The 24,495-nt window shown below is 39.6% G+C and carries 20 protein-coding genes, 8 tRNA genes and 1 rRNA gene; 19 read left to right on the top strand and 10 right to left on the bottom strand.

What is annotated here, in order from left to right; all coding sequences use genetic code 11:
• The first annotated feature begins 2 nt into the window (after positions 1–2).
• From lgb_RS00050 to recO, 17 genes are all read left to right on the top strand, one after another.
• A complete protein-coding gene (locus lgb_RS00050) occupies positions 3–374 on the top strand; it encodes a septum formation initiator family protein (protein ID WP_019292436.1) in 372 nt (123 codons plus the stop codon).
• The gene (locus tag lgb_RS00055; RefSeq protein ID WP_019292435.1) at positions 371–652 is read left to right on the top strand and encodes a S1 RNA-binding domain-containing protein; all 282 of its coding nucleotides are present in this window, start codon (positions 371–373) and stop codon (positions 650–652) included. Before lgb_RS00050 ends, lgb_RS00055 begins: the two co-directional genes overlap by 4 nt.
• Positions 649–2,085, top strand: coding sequence for a 4-hydroxyphenylacetate 3-hydroxylase N-terminal domain-containing protein (locus lgb_RS00060; RefSeq protein WP_019292434.1), 1,437 nt, complete (start codon positions 649–651; stop codon positions 2,083–2,085). The genes lgb_RS00055 and lgb_RS00060 overlap by 4 nt, the downstream gene beginning before the upstream one ends.
• A complete protein-coding gene (locus lgb_RS00065; RefSeq protein ID WP_249663224.1) occupies positions 2,066–3,367 on the top strand; it encodes a class A beta-lactamase-related serine hydrolase in 1,302 nt (433 codons plus the stop codon). The genes lgb_RS00060 and lgb_RS00065 overlap by 20 nt, the downstream gene beginning before the upstream one ends.
• Positions 3,364–4,617: a tRNA lysidine(34) synthetase TilS gene (tilS, locus tag lgb_RS00070; protein ID WP_019293607.1), complete on the top strand. Its 1,254-nt coding sequence runs from the start codon at positions 3,364–3,366 to the stop codon at positions 4,615–4,617. The genes lgb_RS00065 and tilS overlap by 4 nt, the downstream gene beginning before the upstream one ends.
• Entirely contained in the window at positions 4,610–5,149 is a 540-nt protein-coding gene (gene hpt / locus lgb_RS00075) for a hypoxanthine phosphoribosyltransferase (protein ID WP_003133579.1), read from the top strand. Before tilS ends, hpt begins: the two co-directional genes overlap by 8 nt.
• A gap of 112 nt (positions 5,150–5,261) precedes the next feature.
• Positions 5,262–7,307: an ATP-dependent zinc metalloprotease FtsH gene (gene ftsH, locus lgb_RS00080; RefSeq protein ID WP_003133580.1), complete on the top strand. Its 2,046-nt coding sequence runs from the start codon at positions 5,262–5,264 to the stop codon at positions 7,305–7,307.
• Positions 7,308–7,532: 225 nt separating this feature from the next.
• Positions 7,533–7,604 (top strand) — tRNA-Glu (locus lgb_RS00085).
• A 5-nt stretch (positions 7,605–7,609) separates the two neighbouring features.
• Positions 7,610–7,699 (top strand) — tRNA-Ser (locus tag lgb_RS00090).
• 9 nt (positions 7,700–7,708) lie between these two features.
• Positions 7,709–7,782: transfer RNA gene (locus tag lgb_RS00095), tRNA-Met, on the top strand.
• A gap of 22 nt (positions 7,783–7,804) precedes the next feature.
• A tRNA-Phe gene (locus lgb_RS00100) sits at positions 7,805–7,877 on the top strand.
• 3 nt (positions 7,878–7,880) lie between these two features.
• Positions 7,881–7,951, top strand: a tRNA-Gly gene (locus lgb_RS00105).
• Positions 7,952–7,990: 39 nt separating this feature from the next.
• A tRNA-Ile gene (locus tag lgb_RS00110) sits at positions 7,991–8,064 on the top strand.
• A 2-nt stretch (positions 8,065–8,066) separates the two neighbouring features.
• A 5S ribosomal RNA gene (gene rrf, locus lgb_RS00115) occupies positions 8,067–8,182 on the top strand.
• 2 nt (positions 8,183–8,184) lie between these two features.
• Positions 8,185–8,258 (top strand) — tRNA-Asn (locus lgb_RS00120).
• Positions 8,259–8,809: 551 nt separating this feature from the next.
• Positions 8,810–8,882: transfer RNA gene (locus tag lgb_RS00125), tRNA-Lys, on the top strand.
• A 186-nt stretch (positions 8,883–9,068) separates the two neighbouring features.
• On the top strand, positions 9,069–9,827 hold the full coding sequence (gene recO / locus lgb_RS00130; RefSeq protein WP_019292795.1) for a DNA repair protein RecO: 759 nt from the start codon (positions 9,069–9,071) through the stop codon (positions 9,825–9,827).
• A 34-nt stretch (positions 9,828–9,861) separates the two neighbouring features.
• On the opposite strand, the gene lpdA is transcribed toward recO, so the two are convergent.
• The 8 genes from lpdA to trpS form a co-directional block, all read right to left on the bottom strand.
• Positions 9,862–11,283: a dihydrolipoyl dehydrogenase gene (gene lpdA, locus lgb_RS00135; RefSeq protein ID WP_019292153.1), complete on the bottom strand. Its 1,422-nt coding sequence runs from the start codon at positions 11,281–11,283 to the stop codon at positions 9,862–9,864.
• A 23-nt stretch (positions 11,284–11,306) separates the two neighbouring features.
• On the bottom strand, positions 11,307–12,893 hold the full coding sequence (locus lgb_RS00140) for a 2-oxo acid dehydrogenase subunit E2 (RefSeq protein ID WP_019293668.1): 1,587 nt from the start codon (positions 12,891–12,893) through the stop codon (positions 11,307–11,309).
• On the bottom strand, positions 12,886–13,866 hold the full coding sequence (locus tag lgb_RS00145; RefSeq protein WP_003133589.1) for an alpha-ketoacid dehydrogenase subunit beta: 981 nt from the start codon (positions 13,864–13,866) through the stop codon (positions 12,886–12,888). Before lgb_RS00145 ends, lgb_RS00140 begins: the two co-directional genes overlap by 8 nt.
• A 2-nt stretch (positions 13,867–13,868) precedes the next feature.
• Positions 13,869–14,993 (bottom strand): thiamine pyrophosphate-dependent dehydrogenase E1 component subunit alpha, encoded by a 1,125-nt coding sequence (locus lgb_RS00150; protein WP_003133590.1) that lies wholly within the window; start codon positions 14,991–14,993, stop codon positions 13,869–13,871.
• Between the two features lie 31 nt (positions 14,994–15,024).
• Positions 15,025–16,020, bottom strand: coding sequence for a lipoate--protein ligase (locus lgb_RS00155; RefSeq protein WP_019293669.1), 996 nt, complete (start codon positions 16,018–16,020; stop codon positions 15,025–15,027).
• A 204-nt stretch (positions 16,021–16,224) separates the two neighbouring features.
• Positions 16,225–16,995, bottom strand: a complete 771-nt coding sequence (locus tag lgb_RS00160; RefSeq protein WP_019293670.1) for a glycerophosphodiester phosphodiesterase — start codon at positions 16,993–16,995, stop codon at positions 16,225–16,227.
• A gap of 11 nt (positions 16,996–17,006) precedes the next feature.
• The gene (locus lgb_RS00165) at positions 17,007–17,645 is read right to left on the bottom strand and encodes an HD domain-containing protein (protein ID WP_064305273.1); all 639 of its coding nucleotides are present in this window, start codon (positions 17,643–17,645) and stop codon (positions 17,007–17,009) included.
• A gap of 17 nt (positions 17,646–17,662) precedes the next feature.
• Complete coding sequence (gene trpS / locus lgb_RS00170) at positions 17,663–18,694, bottom strand: tryptophan--tRNA ligase (protein ID WP_019293342.1); 1,032 nt, start codon at positions 18,692–18,694, stop codon at positions 17,663–17,665.
• Between the two features lie 418 nt (positions 18,695–19,112).
• On the opposite strand from trpS, the gene lgb_RS00175 reads away from it, so the two are divergent.
• Together lgb_RS00175 and mgtA are read left to right on the top strand one after the other, a co-directional pair.
• On the top strand, positions 19,113–19,553 hold the full coding sequence (locus lgb_RS00175; RefSeq protein ID WP_019293343.1) for an OsmC family protein: 441 nt from the start codon (positions 19,113–19,115) through the stop codon (positions 19,551–19,553).
• 355 nt (positions 19,554–19,908) lie between these two features.
• Positions 19,909–22,506 (top strand): magnesium-translocating P-type ATPase, encoded by a 2,598-nt coding sequence (mgtA, locus tag lgb_RS00180; protein WP_019293344.1) that lies wholly within the window; start codon positions 19,909–19,911, stop codon positions 22,504–22,506.
• Between the two features lie 35 nt (positions 22,507–22,541).
• Here mgtA and plsX read toward each other — a convergent pair whose 3' ends face one another.
• Together plsX and lgb_RS00190 are read right to left on the bottom strand one after the other, a co-directional pair.
• A complete protein-coding gene (gene plsX, locus lgb_RS00185) occupies positions 22,542–23,534 on the bottom strand; it encodes a phosphate acyltransferase PlsX (protein ID WP_019292103.1) in 993 nt (330 codons plus the stop codon).
• 114 nt (positions 23,535–23,648) lie between these two features.
• Entirely contained in the window at positions 23,649–24,458 is an 810-nt protein-coding gene (locus tag lgb_RS00190; RefSeq protein WP_019292104.1) for a Cof-type HAD-IIB family hydrolase, read from the bottom strand.
• Between the last annotated feature and the right edge of the window lie 37 nt (positions 24,459–24,495).

Raw genomic sequence — 24,495 nt, forward strand, 5'->3', positions numbered from 1 at the left:
AAATGGACAAACAAATTATTCATTTGAAAAATGATTATACGAATGCTAAACAAACAGAAAGAAACTCCCAACCTCTACCTCGACGGAAACATCTAGGTATTATTTTGATTGGAGCAATGTTGCTTTTTAGCTTAGCAACTATCAGTGTGGTACAGTCTTATCAAAATTTGCAAAAACAAATTGCAATGGAGGCTCAAGCTGCACAGAAAAATGCAGCATTGGACCACGATTTAGCCCTTAAAAGTTCAGATATCAGTAAACTCAAAGATCCAACCTTTTTAGCAAAATATGCGCGTGCTAAATTAGATGATTCCCAAGCAAATGAGAAAGTTTTTAGCATTCCAGAACTTGTCAATGGTGGGATAGAGCCGTGATTGGAAAAATAAAATCAATCAGTAAATTTGGACTTTTTGTCCTTTTTTCTGATTCAAAAACAGGTCTTTTACGGTGGTCGAATATACCTAAAAGACAGATAAAATTTAAAGCAGGCGATCTTATTGAAGTGGAAGTTTTGAAGGAACGTGAAGATGGAAAAATAGAACTATCTTTTATCGAAAAAGATTTTAAAGAAACTTTTGGGAGTTTTTTGGAAGAAACTGAAGATCGGCTGAGAGATTTAAGCACAAAAAACGGGAACCTTAAAAGATTATGACGACAAAAGATGGAAACTTGAATGACGGACGTGCTGTATATTATCAAGGAAAACGCATTGAAGATTTTACAGCAGAACCAGTTTTTGCACGGACTTTAAAATATATTCAACGTTATTACGAGTTGCAAAACGAAAAAGCAGGGCATATGTATGATGAAAAGGGTATTCAGCGTCCTACAATGTTTCTTCCACCTAAAAGTATTGAGGATTTGGCCAAAAAACGTAAGATTTATGAGGATGTGGCGCGTGAAAGCTTTGGGATGCTAGGACGTACACCTGATTTTATTGATACGGGCATTGCTGTTCTTGATTATTATGCTGATATTCTAGGAGCAGATCAACGCACGAATTATGCACTAAATGCTAAAAAATGGGGAGAAGGTGTTAAGGAGAAAGACTTATTCGTTTCCCATGCAATTCAGAATCCTCAAGTGGATCGTTCGAAAAATTTGAATACCTTGCTTGAAGAAGGGCAAGAATTTGCAGCAGTTTGGATCAAAGAAGAGCGTCCAGATGGTGTGCTTGTTCGGGGTGCCAAACAGGTTAATACTTTGGCGCCTTTAGCTGATGAATTAATGGTCTTTAACTTGCCGGGGCTCTCAGCTGAAGATAAAAAGTTTGCTCTGGCTTTTTCTGTTCCCTTAGCTACTGAAGGTATGAAGATTGTCTGTCGTAAATCCACAATGCGAGAGGAATTTTCTCTCAAAGATTATCCCCTTTCGGGATCTTTTGACGAGATGGATGCGTTTATCATTTTTGATGATGTCTTTATCCCAAACGAACGTCTTTTTGTTTGTGGTGATGTTGCCTTGTCGAATGCATTCTTTGAAGGTTCAGGTTTTTTTGTACATACGGCACATCAAGATGAAGTTCGCGGCTATGTGAAGTTAGAATTTGTAACAGGCTTAGCTGTACGCTTAGCAGAAAAATTAGGCTTGACTGAGTTTTTGCGTGTGCAAGAGATTTTAGGAACTTTAACAGTAAATTTGGAAATAATTAAATCCAGTATTCTGGCGAGTGAATATACTGCGCAGATAGAAAATGAAGTCTTAAAACCAAATATGCAAGTTTTACTTGCCGTTCGTGCGAGTTTAACAAAGTATTATGATGAAGCTCTTCGGGCCATTGCTGAATTTGCTAGTGGCTCAATTGTTGGCGTGCCAGATTTTCGAGAATTTGAAAATTCCGAAATAGCTGACCTTTTGAAAGCAAGTATGACTAGTCCATTGCTTCAGGCAGAGGATCGTGCACTTCTGCTTAATTTAGCTTGGGATATTACTGGCGAATCTTTTGGCCAACGCCAAAGAACTTATGAATTTCTGCACGGTGGTAATCCAATGTGGATTAAGAATATGCACTGGAAAACCGCAGACTTAAGTAAAGCATACGATATGATTGATAAGGTTTTAGAAAATGCAAAAACTGAAGAATGAAATGAATATAGCTGTTTGGTTGGTAATGATTATAATGCTCATGCCAGCCTTTTTTATCTTGCCGCAGAAGAATCAAAATGTAAGCATTGATTCCAAAGTAAAAAGCTTAACACAAAGTAAGGAAAATTACTATACAAGCATACCTTCTCGTGCCGTGACGCTTACTCAAGTAATAGCCTACAAAGATGCATCCATGACACAAAAAATCGGGGAAATTCCGAGGCAGAAACAGCTTGAAATTATAAATTTAAAAGAAAATATGTTTGAATTGGCCAATCATACTTTTGTCAAAGCAGATCCGAAAATGATAGGTTCAGATGTTTTACTGAAGAAAGAAGAGCAAAAGATAAGTGTTTATACAGCAAAGACAGCTGAAGTTTATTATAGTCCGTTTACGACTTATGACAAGGAAGTTTACACAAAACTTTCAGGTGGTCAAAAACTGCTTACCAATCAAGTTGCCACAACTCATTGGGGCACTTATTATGAGGTTAGCTTTAATGGGGGACAAACAGGATGGATTAGCAAGGAAAACTTGAAGTTTGAAGACCCTAAGATGGTTCAGGCTCAAGAGATGTTGAAGCAAAAGTATGACGATTCAAAGTATTCTATTTATGTTAAACAACTGGACAACTCATTTACAATAGGTGTCAACCAAAAGCAAAAGATGTATGCAGCGAGTTTATCGAAGCTTCCGATATTGTATTGGACACAAATGCGCTTAAATGAAGGTCAAGCAACCTTAAGCGACAAATTGCTATATAATACTGCAATTAATACATTTAAAGGTTCATTTGAAGCTGGAGGAACAGGAACTCTACCAGTTATAGCTGATAATAAAGGCTATTCCTTATCAGAAGTGATCGAGCGGACAGCAAAAAACTCGGATAATGTGGGAAGCAATCTTTTAGCCTACTATGAAACGGGACAATTCTCTCCAGCTTTTCGAAATGAGATTACAAAAATCGCAGGGGAAGCTTGGGATCCGGTTGAGCGAGAAGCCTCATCTGAAATGACCGGAAGAGTGCTCGAAGCTCTGTATAATGAAGGAGGTTACTCCTTCAATGCTTTATTTGATACACAATTTGACGATGTAAAAATACAGGCAGGTTTACCTAAAAATGTTCGTGTTGCACATAAAATTGGTGCTGCTGATGCTTACAATCATGATGCAGCTATTGTCTTTACAAATCAACCTTATATCTTGGTGGTAGAAACAAAAGGTGGTAGTGACAAGATCATTTCTCAAATTTCCAAGGATGTCTATGAGGTACTCAAATGAATAGATTTCTAAAACTGGTTCAACAAAAGGAATTCTTTAAAGAGCACAGACGCGTTTTAGTTGCCTTATCTGGTGGGAAAGATTCAATGACTCTTTTCAATTGGCTTTATACTTATCGCAAAGAACTTGAGGTTGAGCTATTTACAGCACATGTAAACTATGGTTTACGCGATGTTGCAGTTTGGGAAGAAGAACAACTGAAGCAAAAAATGGCGGAGCTCCAGATTGAATTGGAAGTTGCTCATTATGATTCTGATGAGAAATTCAGTGAAGAAGCAGGAAGAAACATGCGTTATGAGTTTTTTCGTCAAGTTATGGCAGATAAAAACTGTACTGCTTTGGTCACAGCGCATCACAAAGGCGACCAAGTTGAAACAGTCCTCATGCGCGAAATTACAGGACGACGTTTACGCCATTTGACCGGAATTCCTGAACGTCAGGCCTTTGGTACCGGTGAATTAATTCGTCCTTTACTCACTTTTAGTAAAGCAGATTTTGATGCGGAGGAATATTTTGAGGATGTAACAAATGCAGGAACGGATTATTTGCGCAATCGTGTACGTAATCAATATATACCAGCACTTACACAGGAAAATCCACAGTTTTCTGAGGCAATTGTAAGTATGTCGCAAGAAATTACCTTGGCTTTTTCAGTAATCAAAGATAAGATAGCAGAGTTAGAAATTATCAAGGACGAAATCAATCTCAAACTTTTTCTCAGACAATCGAGGGCTTTACAACATTTTATCCTTCAAGAATATCTAGAAAAATTCCCTGACCTGCAGGTTTCCAAAGCAAAATTTTCAGAACTTTTATGGATTATTGAGCGTCCGCAGCAATACCGTTCGGAATTATCTAACGCCTATTTTTTTGTGAAAAATGACCAGTATTTCATGATTGTTCCGAATCAACCTTTCCCTAAAAAAGAAATCGAAATAAGGGAGGATGATCCCAAAGATGCAAGTTTCATGCGTGTTGATCTTCCAATGGAAGGTGAAATTGAAATAAGGAAGCGTCAGCCAGGGGATTATATTTTGATAAATGGGCATCATAAAAAATTGCGGAAATTTTTTATTGAACAACATGTTCCATTGGAAAAGCGCGAAAATCTTTTAATTTTAGTTGAGAAAGATATCTATGCTATCACTGATTTAACTGTTTCAGATTTGAGTAAAGCCCTTAAAAATGATAAAATGAAAAGGACGCTGTGGGTCAAACCCACTATAAGAGAGGATATTGATAATGCTTGAAAAAGACATAAAAAAAGTACTCATTTCAGAAGAAGAAATCCAGAGTAAAACGATTGAACTTGGAAAAATTCTTGCTGATGAATATAAAGACAAAAATCCATTGCTTCTAGGCATTTTACGTGGCTCAGTTCCCTTCCTTGCGGAATTAGTTAAACGCATGGATATCCAATTGGAAATGGATTTCATGACCGTTTCAAGCTATCATGGCGGAACAGAGTCTTCAGGTGAAGTAAAGTTGCTTCTTGACGTGGCTACTCCTGTAACTGGACGAGAAATTATTATTGTTGAAGATATCATCGATACTGGCCGTACTTTGAAATATCTGAAAGAGCTTCTCGAACACCGTGGGGCGACCGTTAAAATCGTAACACTGTTGGATAAACCAGAAGGACGTGTTGTGGAAATTGATGCAGATTATACTGGCTTTACAATTCCAAATGAATTCGTTGTCGGTTTCGGACTTGATTTCGATAACCACTACCGTAACCTCCCTTATGTCGGTGTATTAAAAGAAGAAGTTTATAACAAATAAAAAAACTCATACCAAAGTATGAAAAATGCTCATGATAGGGCTTACTAATAGCAAAAGATACGTAAGTATGCTATAACTAAGAGATAAAAAAATAAAAGGCAAAGAAGAAAATATGAACAATCCAAATCCTAACAACAATAAAAACGGAGGCTTTATTAAAAGTACTCTAGGTTGGGTCTTGCTTGTAATCGTCATCGTTTTCGGTATTAATGCTTTCTTTAGTGGCAATCAATCTAACGTTGATAAAATCAGCTACTCTACATTGATGAGTGACATTAAAGACGGTAATATTAAATCACTGAAAATGCAGCCTAGTGATAGTCTGTTTACAGTTTCTGGCGAATACAAGGATCCTAAACCTGTAGAAGGTAATAACAACCTTCCATTTTTACCAGGCAACAATTCTAAAGTAACGAATTTCCAATCGCTTATTATCCCTACAGATAGTGTGATTAAAGGTGTCCAAACAGCAGCAGAAGAAAAAGGAATCCAAGTGAGTGTCGTTCCAGCTTCAACAAGCGGTATGTGGATCCAAATTCTTTCATACATCTTACCAATGCTTCTCATGGTCGGCTTCTTCTGGCTAATGATGGGCGGAATGGGCTCACGTGGTGGCGGCGGTGCCGGCAATCCAATGAGCTTTGGTAAATCTCGAGCGAAGCAACAAGACGCTAAAACTTCAAAAGTTCGCTTTGCAGACGTTGCAGGATCAGAAGAAGAAAAACAAGAACTTGTCGAAGTTGTTGATTTCCTCAAAAATCCTAAAAAATACCATGATCTTGGTGCACGTATCCCTGCGGGAGTTCTTTTAGAGGGCCCTCCAGGTACAGGTAAAACTTTGCTTGCAAAAGCTGTTGCCGGTGAAGCTGGCGTACCTTTCTATTCTATTTCTGGTTCTGATTTTGTCGAAATGTTTGTCGGTGTCGGTGCCAGCCGTGTACGTGACCTTTTTGAAAACGCGAAGAAGACAGCACCATCAATCATCTTTATTGATGAAATTGATGCTGTCGGTCGTCAACGTGGCGCTGGTCTTGGCGGTGGTAATGATGAACGTGAACAAACACTTAACCAACTCTTGGTTGAGATGGATGGTTTCCAAGACAATGATAACTCTGTTATTGTTATCGCAGCGACAAACCGCTCAGACGTTCTCGATCCAGCCTTGCTACGTCCAGGTCGTTTTGACCGTAAAGTACTTGTTGGCGCCCCTGATGTTAAAGGTCGTGAAGCTGTACTTCGTGTGCATGCGAAAAACAAACCCCTTGATTCAAGTGTTGACCTTAAAGTTGTTGCACAACAAACCCCAGGTTTTGTTGGAGCCGATCTTGAAAATGTCCTTAATGAAGCTGCTCTCGTGGCCGCACGTCGTGATAAAAAAGTTATCGATGCTTCAGATATTGATGAAGCACAAGACCGTGTTATTGCAGGACCAGCTAAGAAGGATAAGAAAATCTCTGAACGTGAACGTGAAATGGTGGCTTACCATGAAGCAGGGCACACAATCGTTGGTTTGGTCCTTTCAAATGCTAATACTGTCCATAAAGTTACGATCGTTCCACGTGGCCGCGCCGGTGGTTATATGATTGCTCTTCCTAAGGAAGATCAATTCCTTCTTTCAAAAGAAGATATGCAAGAAAACCTTGCAGGTCTTATGGGTGGCCGTGCAGCTGAGCAAATTATCTTTAATGCTATCACGACAGGCGCTTCAAATGACTTTGAACAAGCTACGCGTATCGCTCGTGGTATGGTGACACAATACGGTATGTCAGAAAGACTGGGTACAATCAGTTACGAAGGCAGTCAAGCTGTATTTATTGGACGTGATTACGGACAAACAAAAACTTACTCAGAAGCTACAGCACAAGCTATTGATGAAGAAATCCGTGCAATTACGAAAGAAGCGTACGATAAAGCTGTTGAGATTATCGAAGCTCACCGTGAACAACATAAAGCTATTGCGCTTGCCCTTCTTAAATACGAAACATTGGATGCTAAACAAATCATGTCTCTTTATAAGACAGGTAAAATGCCAGATGATGTTATCGAACACGAAAATGAGCCTGTAGAAGCAAAATCATTCGAGGAAGTCCTTGAAGATGCAAATAAAGCTCAAGAAGAAGCAGCTAATGAAAATAAAGAAGATAAAACAGTCGAATAAGACTGTTTTTTTCTAAACTCGAATATTTATAATCTAAATATTCGAGTTTTTCTTTGACAAAAAATAAAAATATGGTATACTAATATAGTTGTCACTCAACAAGTTCTATCTAAACACGAATTAAAAAGAAATTATTTTGGAAAAACTACAGTTTATTCTTGACATATTTCTAAATTAGTGTATAATAGAAAAGTACTGTTCGAGAGGACAGCGCAATAATAAGATGGTCCGTTGGTCAAGGGGTTAAGACACCGCCTTTTCACGGCGGTAACACGGGTTCGAATCCCGTACGGACTATTTTTGGAGGATTACCCAAGTCCGGCTGAAGGGAACGGTCTTGAAAACCGTCAGGCGGGTAAAACCGTGCGTGGGTTCGAATCCCACATCCTCCTTTTTATTATCGCGGGATGGAGCAGCTAGGTAGCTCGTCGGGCTCATAACCCGAAGGTCGTAGGTTCAAATCCTGCTCCCGCAATTAATTGTTGAATTACATTTTTGGCTCGGTAGCTCAGTTGGTAGAGCAATGGATTGAAGCTCCATGTGTCGGCGGTTCGATTCCGTCTCGCGCCATTTGCGGGTGTAGTTTAGTGGTAAAACCTCAGCCTTCCAAGCTGATGTTGTGAGTTCGATTCTCATCACCCGCTTTGTTTTTTATAAAAGTATGAAAAACATTTCAAATATGAGGGAGCATAGCTCAGTTGGTTAGAGCACTGTGTTGATAACGCAGGGGTCCGAGGTTCAAATCCTCGTGTTCCCATATTTGGTATTGATTGCATAGGAGATACACCTGTTCCCATGTCGAACACAGAAGTTAAGTCCTATAACGCCGGAAGTAGTTGGGGGTTGCCCCCTGTGAGATAAGGTAGATGCCAAGTATTGCGGATTAGCTCAGTTGGTAGTAGCGCATGACTGTTAATCATGATGTCGTCAGTTCGAGTCTGACATCCGCAGTCCCAAGACAATCTAAGGGTTGTCTTTTTTTATTTTATATACTACTGATGAAACCGCTAACTCTTTTACTTGAAAAAGACCTCGGAACATGTTAGTATATGTATATAGAAAAGCACTGGAATGTGCGAGTTTACTCAAATTTTTGACCGACTATATTTGTATTGCATAGGGGTTCAAGAGACATTCGATAGCGTTAAGACTCTGAATAAAGTAAGAGCAGCTGATCTGAAGCGAGAACACCCACCTGGCTTCTTGGCGGGTTCAATACTGGAGTAAGCATACGGCATTCAATCAGTGTTTTTTTTTGTGTATTTATAAATTTTTTTTACAAATAAAGTCATTCTCTTAGTATCTTTAGTTATTAACTCAAAAGGCTATAAAATGCCATTGTGAGCTTTCTTAACCTGTTTCACATATCTTTTACTAGGGTCTGCAAAAGACGCTAAAAGAGCTCATATGGAGCCTTGAAGGATGGGAGAAATAAATACAAAAATTCTTGCAATTTTTACTGAAAGTGCTATACTAATAAAGTAAGTTATTACATGTGAATAGCCTCCTTAGCTCAGTTGGTAGAGCAGTAGACTCTTAATCTATGGGTCGCAGGTTCGAGCCCTGCAGGGGGCACTATAAAATAAACAGTCTCATCTTTAAGAAGAGACTGTTTTTTATATCGAATTAAGATGATAAAAGACGTTGAAGCTATTTTCATAGTAGTAATGTTATCTTGCTTATCTGAGTAACAGCCTTAGCTGTAGGTGCAATAGGATAAGTCTCTTGACAAAGATAGACCTCTGGCTTTACAATATAAGAATGAAGAGTGTTGAAACCCGTGGGCTTGTCCTGTATACTAAAAATTATCGTGAAAAGGATAAGTTGGTCAAGATTTTTACTGAGTCTTTTGGCAAGCGTATGTTTTTTGTTAAAAATTTTGCACGTTCTAAATATGCCAGCAGTTTACAAAACTTTACAGCTGCAAGTTTGATGGGAACAATCAATGATGAAGGTTTTTCCTTTCTTGATGATGTAAGTGAAGCCGTAACTTATAAGCGTATCAGTGAGGATATTTTCCTTAATGCTCATGCTTCTTACATTATTAGTCTAGCTGATGCAGCAATTCCGGATAACCAATATGATTCTTCTCTTTATGCTTTCGTGATTAAGTGTATGGACTTGTTGGATCAAGGTTTTGATAAAGAAATCATTACCAATATTTTTGAAATCCAAGTTTTAAGTCGTTTTGGAGTTGCTCTAAATTGTACGGAATGTGCTTTTTGCCATAGTAAGCAAGGTCCTTTTGATTATTCCTATAAATTCAACGCTTGCCTTTGCAAAAATCATTTTGATGAGGATATGCGTCGCTTACATCTGGATCCAAACGTTCTTTATTTGGTCAATCTCTTTCAGGAAATATCTTTAGATCAACTCGAGAAAATATCTGTTAAAAGAGAGATGAAAGAAAAGATACGTTTATTTATTGATGGTATCTACGACGAGTATGTCGGTATTCATTTGAAATCTAAAAAGTTTTTAGATGGAATGAAAGATTGGGCCGACATAATGAAAGAATAAAAAAAGCATTCAGATGAATGCTTTTTTTATTCTTTTAAACGTGGATAGGTAATCCATCAGCAATTTCAGCTGTATCCATGATTGCTTCACCAAGTGTTGGGTGAGGCTGGATAGTCAAGGAAATATCTTTTGAAGTCAAACCGTTTTCGATCGCAAGAGCAAGACCTGAAATCAAGTCAGAAGCTCCAGGACCAACGATTTGAGCACCAATAACGGCTCCTTCTTTGTTCTCTGTAATTAAACGAATGAAACCTGTCGTATCGTCCATTGAGATAGCACGTCCGTTAGCTGCAAATGGGAATTTGCTGATTTTAACTTGATCCATACGATCTTTTACAGATTCAGGTGTTTCACCTACAGTAGCCAACTCTGTTGTTGTATAAGCAACAGCAGGAAGAGCGATATGCAAGTCCACAGCGTCTTCTCCGCCCGCAATGGCAGCCGCCGCAATCTTCGCTTGGAATGATGCTTTGTGTGCGAGCATTGGTCCAGGAACAACGTCACCAATAGCATAGATGTGTGGTACAGAAGTTTGGAATGAGTCATCGACTTCGATGAGGCCACGATCTGTAAGCTTAACGTCAGTGTTGTTAAGCCCTAGCATATCAGTATTTGGACGACGACCTACGGATACGAGTAAGTAGTCACCCGTAACAGTTTGTTCTTTACCATCTACTTCGAAAGTTAAAGTAACATCTGTATCTGTTTGAGTCGCAGATTTTGCCATAGCAGAAGTGAAGATTTCTGAACCAGCAGTTTTTACACGGTTAGCAATGATGTCTGACATTTCTTTGTCAAAACCATTCAAGATGTGATCTAATCCTTCAACAATAGTAATTTTAGAACCTAACATACGGTAGGCGCCACCAAGTTCAGAACCGATAACACCACCACCAACGATGATCAAATGTTTAGGGATTTCCTTCAGATTAAGGGCACCTGTTGAATCAATAATGCGTCCGCCGTAAGGGAAACTTGGGATTTCAATTGGACGTGAACCTGTAGCAATAATTGCATTTTGGAAGTTCAACAATTGGAAGCCGTCTTCTTGCTCCACGTTAATTGTTTCATTATCGATGAATTCAGCTGTTCCTTTAATCAACTCAATTTTATGCTTTTTCAGGAGCATTGCGATACCGCCAGTGAGTTGCTTCACAACTTTTTCATCTTTCCATGATTGAGCAGCGGCCCAATCAAGATTTACTTCACCGTTAGAAAGTCCAAAGGGACTTTTGCCTGCTTCTTGTTTAAGAGCGTCTTGATAGTGGTGTCCCACGTTAATCAAGGCTTTTGAAGGGATACAACCAATATTAAGGCAGACCCCACCTACGTTATCTTTTTCGATAACAACAACTTTTTTACCAAGTTCAGCCGCACGAATCGCCGCAACGTAACCGCCAGGGCCTGATCCGATGACAACTGTATCTACTTCAGTGGCTTGTGCACCAACAACCATAATTATTCTTTCCTCTTTTCTTCTTAAACTTCCATGAGCATGTAAGCTGGATCAGCTAAAAGACTCTTAAGATAGTTCAATGAACCTTGTCCGAGCATACCATCGATGAGACGGTGGTCATAACTTACAGAAAGCTTCATGTTTTGACCAACAGCTAATTCACCTTCAGCGTTAACGATTGGTTCTTTAACGATTGAACCAAGGCCAAGGATCATAACGTCAGAACCATTGATGATTGGTGTAAACCAAGTGCCGCGAGCAGAACCAATATTTGAAATTGTGATTGTTGAACCGCGCATTTGGTCTGGTTTGATAGAACCAGTACGTACAGCTTCAGCAAGTTCAGAAATTTCTTTAGCAATAGTAAAGATTGATTTCTTATCTGCATTTTTAATCACAGGTACATAAAGTCCGCTTGGCGCATTTACGGCGATACCAATGTTTACATCATTATGGTAAACAATATCCGTACCGTCGATAGATGCGTTAATTTCTGGGAATTTCTTAGCTGTAGCAGCCAAGGCTTTAGTCACGTAAGCAAGGTAAGTAAGTTTAACATCTTGTTTAGCCGCAATTTCTTTGTATTCTTTACGGTGAGCAACAAGTTTAGAAACTTCCACTTGGTCAAAGTTAGTAACCGCTGGAATATTTGCATTTTGTGTGCTCATCGCGTTTGAGATGGCTTTACGTGTTGGCGTCATTGGCTCACGACGATCACCTTCAGCTGCTTGTACAGGAGCTGGAGCTGGTTTAGGAACAGCAGGTTTAGCTGCATCAGCCTTAGGAGCTGGCTTAGCTTCCGCAGGAGCAGCGGCTTTAGGAGCAGCTGCGCCAGAAGCAAAGGCTTTGACATCTGCCAAGGTTGTGTGTCCATGACGACCTGTAGATTGAACTTGAGTCAAATCAATACCGTGTTCACGCGCATAGTGACGTACAGATGGCATCGCAAGAACGCGACCGTCTGCAGTAGTACGTGTTGTAGCACCACCTTCAGTTTTAGGAGCAGAAGGTGCTGTATCGGCAGTTGTTGTTGGAGCAGCTTTAGGAGCTGGAGTAGCGGCAGCTGTAGAACCATTACCATTGTATTCGATAAGTGGAGCGCCGACTTCAACAGTTGTTCCAGCCTCAACAAAGAGTTTTGTAACTTTACCAGAGTAAGGAGACAAGATTTCTTGCATCAATTTGTCGTTTTGTACTTCAGCAACAGGATCATCTTCTTTGACGTCGTCTCCGACTTTTACAAGCCAGTTGGCGATATCGCCTTCGTGCATACCTTCACCGATATCAGGCATAGTGAAGATTTGAGCATCACCTGAAGGAGCTTCAGAAGCAGCAGCGGGAGATGCTTCAGTAGTACCAGCTTCACCTGAGCCATCTCCATCATATTCGATAAGTGGAGCGCCAACTTCAACAGTTGTTCCAGCTTCAACGAAAAGTTTTGTTACAGTACCAGAGTAAGGAGACAAAATTTCTTGCATCAATTTGTCATTTTGTACTTCGGCTACTGGATCGTCTTCTTTAACGACATCTCCGACTTTTACAAGCCAGTTGGCGATATCGCCTTCGTGCATGCCTTCGCCGATATCAGGCATTTTAAAAATTTCAGTCATAATCTACTACCTCTTTCACTTTTTTCACAATATCGTCAGCTTTAATTGCCCAGTCATTTTCGGCTTGAGCAAATGGGAAGATAGAATCTGGCCCCGCTACACGGCCGATAGGTGCTTTAAGTGACAGAACGAAACGTTCTGAAATTTCCGCCATAACGTTAGCAGCAATACCAGCTGTACGTTGAGCTTCTTGAACGACAACAACACGTCCAGTTTTTTCAACTGTTTCACCGATTGATTTGATGTCAAGTGGTGAAACAGTACGCAAATCAAGAACTTCAGCGCTAACACCTTCTTTTTCGAGTTGTTCAGCAGCCTTGATAGCCAAAGGAACTGTACCACCATAAGCGATAATTGAAACGTCTGAACCTTCTTTAGCAACCACTGCTTGGTCTAAAGGTGTTGTGTAATAACCTTCTGGAACTTCACCCTTAACAGAACGATAAAGGTGTAAGTTTTCAAGGTACATTACAGGGTCATTATTTTCAATGGCTGCCAAAAGGAGACCTTTAGCATCAGCCGGATTTGAAGGCATAACAACACGAAGACCAGGAATTTGAGCAAAGAGCCCTTCAATAGAATCGGCATGCATTTCAGGTGTTTTTGTACCGATACCATAAGGTGTACGGATAACAATTGGGTTATGACGTGTGTTATTAAAACGGTAACGTGTACGAGACATTTGTCCAGCAATTGAATCAAAAACTTCATACACAAATGTGCCAAATTGGATTTCCATAACAGGGCGGAAGCCTTGAGTTGAAAGACCAATTGCTAAACCACCAATACCAGATTCAGCTAAAGGTGTGTTGAAGACGCGATCTTCTCCGTGTTTGGCTTGGAGTCCGTCGGTTGCACGGAATACCCCACCATTTTGTCCAACGTCTTCACCGAAGATCAATGTGTTTTCGTCACGTTCAAGCGCCAAGTCAAGCGCTTCTGTGATTGCTGCAATATAAGTTTTTACTGCCATGTTTACTTGCCCTCACTTTCAAATTTTGCAATTTGTTCTGCCATCACTTGGCTAGGTACTTCAAGTGTGTTTTTCAAGAAGCTTGAGATTTTTTGTTTTTCAACATTATTTGCTTTCTTGATGTCTGCATCGATACGAGCATCAAGTTCTGCGATGTAAGCTTCTTCTTGAGCATCATCCCAGATACCTTTTTCAGTCAAGTAAGTACGCATACGGAGCAATGGCTCTTTTGCCCACCAAGCATCAAGTCCTTCTTGGCTACGGTAACGAAGTGGATCATCACCAGCTGTTGAATGTGGCTCTAAACGGTTAGTAAGAGCTTCAATAACTACCGGCCCATTACCAGCAACAGCCCAAGCACGAGCTTCTTTAGCTGCCAAATACATAGCGATTGCATCATTACCGTCTACAACGATAGATGGTGCACCAGCTGCCCAACCTTTAGCAGCCAAGTGAGGTGCTGCTGTTTGGAGTTCACGTGGTGTTGAGATTGCATAACCATTATTTTGGATAAAAGCAACAAGAGGAGCTTTGTAAGCAGAAGCAAAGTTGATACCTTCATAAGTATCACCTTGAGATGAACCACCATCACCTGTGTAAACAAAGGCAACTGCATCTTTTTTACGTTTTTTAAGGCCCAAAGCAACACCAGCAGCTTCAACATATTGAGCACCAATGATGATTTGTGGGAACCAAGATTTTACTTCCGCACCTTCGTCTGTTGTATATTCGTTACCGAGTTGGTGACCACGAGACCAGAGGAGCCCCTTCCAAATTGGCCAACCTTTTGCGTAAATTTGTGGCAAGTCACGATAACCTGGGAAAAGCCAGTCTTCATCAGTGAATGCAAAGGCAGAAGCCATTTGAGAAGCTTCTTGACCTGCAGTTGGTCCAAAGAATCCCATACGTCCTTGCTTAGCAAGCTTCATGCAACGGATGTCAATTTGACGACTAAGAAGCATGTTTTTAAAGAGTTCTACTAAATCTTGATCTGAAAGATCGGCACGTTTAAGGCCTTCTTCGTCAACGATTTTTCCATTTTCGTCTAAGATTTGAAGCGTTGGAAATGCGCTATCTTGTAATTCTAATTGTTCTTTGAAATCGAGGATTTTTGTGCTGTTTGACATAAATATCTCACTTTCTTCTTCATTCTTGTTTTTAAACTAATTCATCAGCTCTAAAAAGCTGTGAAAGTTCTTTGTTTTCAATTGTTCCAAAATACTGACCTGCTTTGTTTTTCTCTAAAACATCATAGACAGCATCTGGATTAAACGGAAGACCGATAAAATCTTGTTTGATATCACGCCAGTCACGGACACCAAGGAAATCCCCCAAGAAATTAATATCAGTAATCAAACCATTATCAACGTCAACTTGGATATCAATTGATCCACCAGTAAATTTGGCATGGTTATTGAAACTGAATTTAGGGCTTTCACCATAATTCCAATCCCAAGTTGAAAATTGTTCATCACGTGCAGCCTTTATACCAGCCAGCTGTTCATCGCTCAGAATATATTCACCATCTTTACCTTGGTCCGTCAAATAGTATTTGAGGGCATCGATAAAAGTATCTAAGTTTAAGTCAGGGGCAAAGTCTTTAATGTTCCCGACACGTGCGCGAACAGATTTAGCAGCCTTAGAGACAAACTTTTCGTCAGAGACATTCAGTGAGCGGATCATCGCCTCCACATCAGTATCCCAAAGTAAAGTGCCGTGGTGCATAAGGTAACCACCAGCGTAACGTTGAGCGTTCCCTGAAACTTTTTTCCCCGAAATTTCTAAATCATTTCTTCCAGTAATTTCGGCTTCAATACCAAGGGAGCGAAGTGCATCATACATGGGTTTCACGAATTGATGAAAGTTGACCTGGGCTGAACTGGCTACGGGAACAAAAAATGTAAAACAAATATTTCCCTCATCATGATAGACAGCACCACCACCAGATACGCGACGTACAACTTGTACATCATGTTGATCAATATAATCTTGGTTTATCTCAGCAAAAGTATTTTGGTTACGTCCAACGATAACAGCGCGCTTATTTTGCCAAAGGGAAAATACAGGCTCGTCTGCTTTCAGATTGTTTAATAACCAAGAATCCATCGCAATGTTAGTATAGGCATCCTGCCCGAGATAATTGATATATTGCATAGATTCTCCTTCCATTAAAAATATATGTCAAATGTCTTTGACATTGAACACATATAGTTTCATTATATCCCTTGTGAAATAGAAAGTAAAGAAAAATGACTCCGCTATCATAATTGAATATTATGCTATTTCTTTGAAAAATTTGTGAAGTTATGGATGTAAAAAAACATGCATTGGCATGTTTTTTTACGAGTTCAATAATTTTTATAAATGTTGTCTGATTTGTCGTGCTTTTTCAGGAAAATCTGTAAAAATTCCAGCTATATTATGCTGAAAGGCATAGCGCATGTCCGTTTCCGAATCAATCCCCCAGAGCCGGATTGGCCGATAATCAGAAGCTAGAAGTTCGGGGTACTTTAAAACATACTTTTTTTTCAAATGAAGACTAGACATAAAGTTCTCTACTTTATTTAGGCTTACCTTCTGTAATTTTTTACCTGCAAGGTAGGCTATTTCATCTTTTACACCGAGAGCCTGAAGCCGCCGAAGTGTATTGACATTAAAAGAAGAATAGATGATTGTAAATGGAAGAGTTTGTTGAGCAACCAACTCTAATACTTTTTCTTCGATATCTGGGTAGTCAACAATGTCGGTCTTTAACTCAATGTTTAAGAAGCCTGTAAAGTTCTCTTTTGTCAGCAGATTTATAACTTCCTCTAATGTAGGAATACGTTCTCCCCTGAAACGGCTATCAAACCAAGAGCCAGCATCTAATTGTTTAAGTTCTGCCAGTCTTAAGTCACGGACACGTCCTTTTCCAGAGGTTGTCCGATTGACTTTTTCGTCATGAATGACGACCAATTGATTATCCTTAGACAGATGGACATCGAGTTCAATACCGTCTGATTTGACACGAAGAGCTTCTTGGAAGGCGGCTAAAGTATTCTCAGGTCGGTTACATTTGGAGCCACGATGAGCAAAAATAAGACAAGTATTCTGATTTTTCATATAAGAATCATTTTTATCTAAGTCCATATCTTTTCCTTCTAAATATTGTATTCATCTTCGATAGCCGTGACAAAATCATGCATAATTTTATCTCTTTTCTCAGCTAATTTTTTAGCATGTGCTGTGTTCAATAAATCTTTGAGTAAAAAGAGCTTTTCGTAAAAATGATTGAGTGTTGTCCCTTGGTTTTGGTGGTAAGTATGCTTATTCTCAAACTTTTCGGGTAATATTTGTGGGTCGTAAAAGGTGCGACCTTTGGCCCAGCCGTACTCTAAAGTCCGCACAATGCCCCAAGCGCCCATCGCATCAAGACGGTCGGCATCTTGGACGATTTGACCATTGATGTCAAGTTCTTTTTTCTCCAAAAGGTTAGTAGAGTAACTCATATTGTCAATGATGTAAAAGATTTTATCCTGATTCTCTTTGGAAAAATCTAAGGAAGTTAAGAAGGCTGCAAGGTCCTGTTTTTGTTTGGCAACATTGGCACAGAGCTTTTCATCATAGATATCGTGCAGGTAGGCCGTAGCAATAACTAAATCCGAATCTGCAAGGGGCTCAGTAGCAAGAATTTGCTTTGCGAGCTTGACAACGCGACTGACGTGATCAAAGCCATGTCCATCATTGTTATTCTCATGGATTTTCTTGGCAAATGCGGCAATTTTTTCTTGAGTTGTCATAAGTTCTTGCCTTCTTTTTATTTAGCATCAAAGTAGTTAATACCCATCGCTGATTTTACTTCAGATAAGGTATTTGCAGCAACAGCGCGTGCTTTTTCAGAGCCCGCTTGAAGCATATCATAAACAGCGCCCATGTCTTTAGCGAATTCGATGCGGCGTTCACGAATAGGAGAGAGTTCACGGTCGAGAATGTCCAATAGATAGCGTTTAGTTTTTACATCTCCTAAGCCCCCAGCTTGATAATGCTCTTTCATCTCAGCAATAGTAGTAGCATCTTCCTCACGTCCAAAAACATCAAGATAATGGAAGACCATATTGCCCTCAATTTTACCTGGATCCTCAACCTTGATGTGGTCGGGATCTGTGTACATACTCATAACTTTCTTTTTGAGCGTATCCATATCATCAGCCAGATAGATGCCGTTACCAAGTGATTTAGACATTTTTGCATTCCCATCAAGGCCAGGAAGACGTCCTGCCGCTTCATTTTCTGGATAAAGTCCTTCAGGTTCAACTAAAACGTCACAGTCATATGCATTATTGAAAGAACGGGCGATTTCGCGACATTGTTCAATCATTGGTTTCTGGTCATTTCCTACAGGAACCAGATTGGCTTTAAAGGCTGTAATATCTGCGGCTTGAGCGATAGGATAAACTAAGAAGCCAGCAGGAATAGATTCACCAAAGGCTTTTTGAGCAATTTCTGTTTTAACTGTAGGATTACGTTCAAGTCGTGCTAGAGAGACTAAATTCATATAATACATTGAAAGTTCAGCCAATTCAGGAATTTGGGACTGGATAAAAATGGTTGATTTTTCTGGATCGAGGCCAGCAGCCAAATAATCTAAAGCAACGTCTCCAACAGATTGGATAATTTTTTCTGGTTCTTTAGCATGATCGGTGAGTGCTTGTTGGTCGGCAAGGAAAACAAACATGTTGTATTTTCCTGTATTTTGTAGAAGCACACGATTTTTAAGTGAGCCAACATAATGTCCGATATGGAGTTTGCCCGTAGGGCGATCGCCAGTTAAGATTGTAGGTTTATTCATGATAGTTCTCTCCTTCTTGATGTACAAATTTTTATAACAAAAAAACCCGTAAAGTATTGTAAAAATACTTTACGGGCGTTAACACGCGGTACCACCGTAATTCGAAATTCCTTAAGAATTTCCTCTAGCTCGTCCTAGGAACGAGTGCTTTTTTAACGGGAGCAGCCGTGATTTATATTGCTTAAAATCATTTTTTGTTATTATCAGTCCATTCACTTTTCTGAAAACATTGACTTGCACAACCGTCAACTTCCTAGAGAATTCTTTGAAAAGCTACTCTTCTGATAGTACAAATTCTACATTTATTTTCAAATAATGTCAAATAAGTCTGAGCCCAATCTCTTGAAAAGGCTATAATAAAATCCTATACTGAGAATATAGGCAAACTAACTATTTATAACATAAAAAGGAGAAAAATATGGCAAATGTATCCACAGCATCAGCACAATGGCAAGGAGATTTAGAAAATGGTTCAGGTACCATCAGTCTAGATTCTTCACAAGTATTTACTGATACACCTTATAATTTTGAAGCGCGCGCAGAGCATTCGGCATCAATAACAACCCCTGAGGAACTTTTGGGTGCAGCACATGCTGCTTGTTTTAGCATGGCATTCTCATTGCTTTTAAGCGAAAAAGGTTACAAGGTCAATAATATATATACCCAAGCAGATGTTACCTTTGCGGTAACAGCCGATGGTCCTGCGATTACAAAAATCCATCTGAAAAACCAATCTAAAATTGCTGGAATTTCTGATGATGAATTCCAAAAGTTAGCAAAAGAAATCGAAGCAACATGTCCGGTTTCTAAAGCTTTAGTATCAGTTCCTATTGAACTTGATGCTGAATTAGTGATTTAAACTACAGTTATTAACATGTGGAAAGGTGCCTCCATATCTTCCCACATGTTTTTTTGTGCAAAAATAAAGTTGTAAACATGTGCATAACCTTTCGAGCAAGACAAGAGGAGTTGTCAAGAATGTGTCAACTAAGTTTACATGTGGTTCATCTGGTTTTGGTTACAAATATAACACTAAGAAGTGAAGTGTGTTCATGTATGTATAATAAATTACTTTATAATTTCGATTAAGTATCTTCATAGGACTTTCCTATAATTTGTAGTAGAATAAAGAGAGGAATTTCGCAAACCACACCATAATAAAAGAAAAGTAGGCCTTCAAAGGTTTACGCCCTAGAAATGAGGGAGGTGCAAGTATGCAAAAAATGAAAACAAACAAAAACGATGTGCTAAAAGAGTTGGCACAGTTGAATCGTGACGAGCTTTTTGAACGTTTAAACACGAGTTTTACGGGTTTGAACGCTGAACAGGCTGAGGAACGCTTAGACGAATACGGACCGAATGTGGTTGCAAGTCAGCAACCCATTCCCTGGTATATTATTCTGCTCCATGCTTTTAAAAATCCATTTGTTTTTGTTCTTGCTTTTTTGGCAGTTGTTTCCGCATTGACAGGAGATATGGAGGGCGCACTTTACATGTTGCTCATGGTTACCGTATCTGCTGGTGTTAGTTTTGTACAGGAATACAAGTCACAAAAAGCTTCAATCGCTTTACATGAGATGATTGAAAATACCACAAATGTTAAACGTGGAGCGGAAAATTTTGAAATCCCAATGGACGAAGTTGTTCCAGGAGATATTATTCAACTTCAAACGGGAGATATGATTCCAGCAGATGCTATTCTGCTCTCACACCGAGATCTCTTTATCAATCAAGCCTCTTTAACCGGTGAATCTTTCCCAGTCGAGAAGCGTTTGCCGGAGGATTTAGATGAAGATGAGCAAATTGATTGGGAAGTTACGTCAGCACTTGATGCTCCAAATGTTCTCTTTATGGGAACAGATGTCTTATCAGGAAATGGTGAGATTTTAATCGTTAAAACTGGTGCTTCTACCATGTTCGGTGATATTGCCAGTAAAGCTACAGCAACAAAGGTTGAATCCGCTTTTGATAAAGGATTGAGCCGTGTAAGTCGCCTTCTATTGACTTTAGTTGCGATTATGTTCCCAGTTGTTTTGGTTTTGAACTGGGTAACAAAAGGCGATTTCGAAACATCATTCTTCTTTGCCATCGCCGTAGCTGTCGGTCTTACACCTGAAATGCTGCCCATGATTGTCAATGCGAACTTGGCTAAAGGTGCAGTGGCTCTCAGTAAAGAAAAAGTCATTGTAAAAAATCTATCTGCTATCCAGAATCTAGGTTCGATGGATATACTTTGTACAGACAAGACAGGCACAATTACAGAAGACCGTGTCGTTATGGTTGAATATGTAAATTCTCGTGGCAATAAGGCAGATGAAGTATTAAATTCCGCTTTTATCAATTCTAACTTCCAAACTGGTTGGAAAAATCTGATGGACGTTGCTGTCATTGACTATTTCAAAAAATTGGGGCGTGAATTGCCTGATGAAAATATTACAAAAGTAGATGAGATTCCTTTTGATTTCTCACGTCGCCTTTTATCTGTCGTTGTAAAAACCGATAACAAAAACTTGATGGTCACAAAAGGTGCCGTTGAGGAGATGCAAGCCATCTGTACACATGTAATGGAAGACGGGAAACGTGTTGAAATTACGGAAGAACGTTTAGCAGAAATGAAAGAAGTCAACCGTGAAATGAATATGCAAGGCATGCGTGTCTTAACTATTGCTGAACGAATCATTTCAGATGATGAACTAGAAGACTTTGACTCTGATAGCGAGCGTGATATGACACTTGTCGGATTTATCGGTTTCCTGGATCCGGCTAAAGAATCTGCTGCTAAAGCAATCAATAGTTTACAAAATCACGGTGTAACTGTAAAAGTGTTGACAGGTGATAATGCTATTGTAGCGCAAAAAGTTTGTGAAGATGTTGGAATTCCGGTTGATCGTTATTGTATCGGAAGTGAAATTGATCTTATGGATGATGAAGAACTGTTCAATACAGCTATGGGAGTACACCTTTTTGCAAAATTAAATCCAATGCAAAAGGCACGAATTATTGAACTTATTCGTAAGGTTCACACGGTTGGTTTTATGGGAGACGGAATAAATGACGCCCCAAGTTTACGTGCGGCTGATATCGGGATTTCAGTTGACACTGCAGCCGATATTACTAAAGACGCCTCAAATATCATTCTGCTCGAGAAAAGTTTACAGGTCTTGGAAACGGGTGTCACTGAAGGACGTAAAGTCTTTACAAACATGATGAAGTATATTCGCATCACTTTATCCTCAAACTTTGGGAATGTCTTTTCAGTCTTGGTGGCTAGCGCCTTTTTACCTTTCTTGCCAATGCTCAGTTTACAAATTTTAACTTTGAATCTGATTTATGACATGAGTCAACTTTCAATCCCTTGGGATAATGTTGACGAAGAAGACATTGCTCGTCCAGTGAAATGGCAAACTAAAGGTCTTGCCCGTTTTGCATTTATTGTTGGACCCGTGTCTTCTATATTTGACATCATCACTTTCCTTGTATTGTGGTATGTCTTTGGCTTCAATACAGTTGCCCATGCTAACCTTTTCCAAGCAGGTTGGTTTGCAGTCAGCTTAGGTACACAAGCTTTGGCTTTCCATATCTTGCGTACCAAAAAAGTCCCCTTCTTGCAAAGCCGCCCTTCATTGCCAGTCATTCTTTCCACAATTGGCGCATTTGTCGTTGGCTTTACATTGATTTTAAGTTCATATGGATCAATTATTGACTTAGCACATCTGCCTGTTCAATTCTTCTTCTACTGGGGTCTAATTATCCTTGCTTATCTCTTATTGTTACAGTTTGTCAAAAATGTGTACTACAAGAAATATAACTAATAAAAAAGCTTTACCATAATGGTAAAGCTTTTTTATTAGTTTTTGTCTTCGAAATGTTTCACTAGTTGGCCAGTAACATCCGTTTCTAGCATCCGATGGATTTGACGAATCGTTGAAACAATGGCCTCAGGGCTAGAATTACCGTGAGCCTTGATAACAGGTGCTTTGACACCTACTAAAGCTGCACCACCCGCGCTATCGGTACTCATCGTGTCTTTGAGTTTACTGAGTTCTTTTTTCACAAGAGCACCACCGATTTTAGTGGTGAATCCTCCATTCATGATGCCGTTTTTGATTTGACGCATCAGAACACTTGCAGTCCCTTCGATAGCTTTAAGCACAGCGTTTCCCGTGAAACCATCAGCGACAACGACATCAGCTGCTCCAGTCAAGATGTCACGCGATTCAATATTACCAATAAAATTAATATCTTCAATATTTGAGAGTAAAGCATGCGTTTCTTTAATCATCGTTGAACCTTTTGATTCTTCAGATCCGTTGGAGAGAAGTGCTACACGAGGATTTTTAACACCACGTACATTGGCCGCATAGTAGCTTCCTAAAATAGCGAAGTCAGCCAGATGTTCAGGTTTATTTTCAGCGTTAGCACCTAAATCTAACATATCGAAGCCTGTACCATCTGCAGTAGGAAGTGTACTCATAAGAGCTGGCCGGTCGATCTGTTTGATGCGACCGACAATAAATAAGCCAGCAGCAAGCAGAGCACCAGTGTTTCCCGCAGAAAGAACAGCATCAGCTTCACCATCTTTGACTGCTTTAACCGCACGGACGAGAGAGCTATCTTTTTTCTTGCGGATAGCTTTTACTGGCTCATCGTGGAAGTCGATAAGCTCAGTTGTTGCGATGATTTTTACGTTTTTTTCATCCTCTAAATGTGCTTTAATTGCTTCAGGTTTTCCGTAGAGCTGAAACTCAATATTTGGAAATTCTTTTTTTGCTAAATTAATTCCTTTAACGATTGACTCGGGTGCAAAGTCGCCACCCATAGCATCAATTGCGATTCTCATAGTGTATCCTCCGATAATTTCTCTGTTCAATTATAACGAAAATCTTTTGTTTTAGCCAATATGATTGAGGCTGAAAACAGTCAAAAAAGTATGAGGCAAGGCTCATACTCTTGATTAATGTGCCAAAATGGCTTCGAGCTCAGTTAAGACAGCTGCGTCGCGATTGTGACCGATAACCTTATCGGAAATTTTCAAAACCTCCGGAATAGCATTCTCAACGGCTACAGCGGTACCTGCTAATTCCAGCATTTCTAAGTCATTGCTTTGATCACCAAAAGCTGTAAGTGACTCCGGACTTGATTGGAGGTGTGTGAGCAAGTGTGAGAGGCCTGTAGCCTTGCTGATTCCAGCTGACATGATGTCAATAGAGCGGAAGCCGGTCGTTGTTGCACGAATATCGGTCATTTGTGCATTTATCCAGTCTTCACATTCGCGGATTTGTTCTGGTGGAAACTCCACACAGACTTTTAAGATTTCATCTTCAATATCATGGACTGATTGTACCAATTTTAAATCAGAATAATAGAGATTGGCAAATTCGACAAATTGTGGATCGGCTGTTTGAAGTGCATAAGCACCGTTGAGTCCTGAAAAGAGAACAACATCACGATGCATGTGTGGATTTTGACGTACAAGTTCAACGAGTTTACTGGCTTTATCTTGACCTAAGATACTGCTGTAGAGAATCTCGCCTTGGTATTTAACCAAGGCGCCATTTTCCGCACAGAAGGCGACTTGGTCTTGGAACTCGTCAAAGAGTTCTTCTAAAGCCAAGAGTTGACGTCCGCTTGCTGCACAAAAAAGATAATTTCTTTTTTTAAATTCTTTTAAAATATCACGTAGACGACTTTTATCGTAGGCACGGTTTTCGTCGAGAAAAGTGCCATCCATATCTGTCGCAAATATTTTCAATTGATTACTCATCTTGTCCCCTTATTAAAAATACTCCGCTTCAAGATAG

Origin of the sequence: Lactococcus petauri, from assembly GCF_023499275.1 — a bacterium.
Taxonomy (GTDB): domain Bacteria; phylum Bacillota; class Bacilli; order Lactobacillales; family Streptococcaceae; genus Lactococcus; species Lactococcus petauri.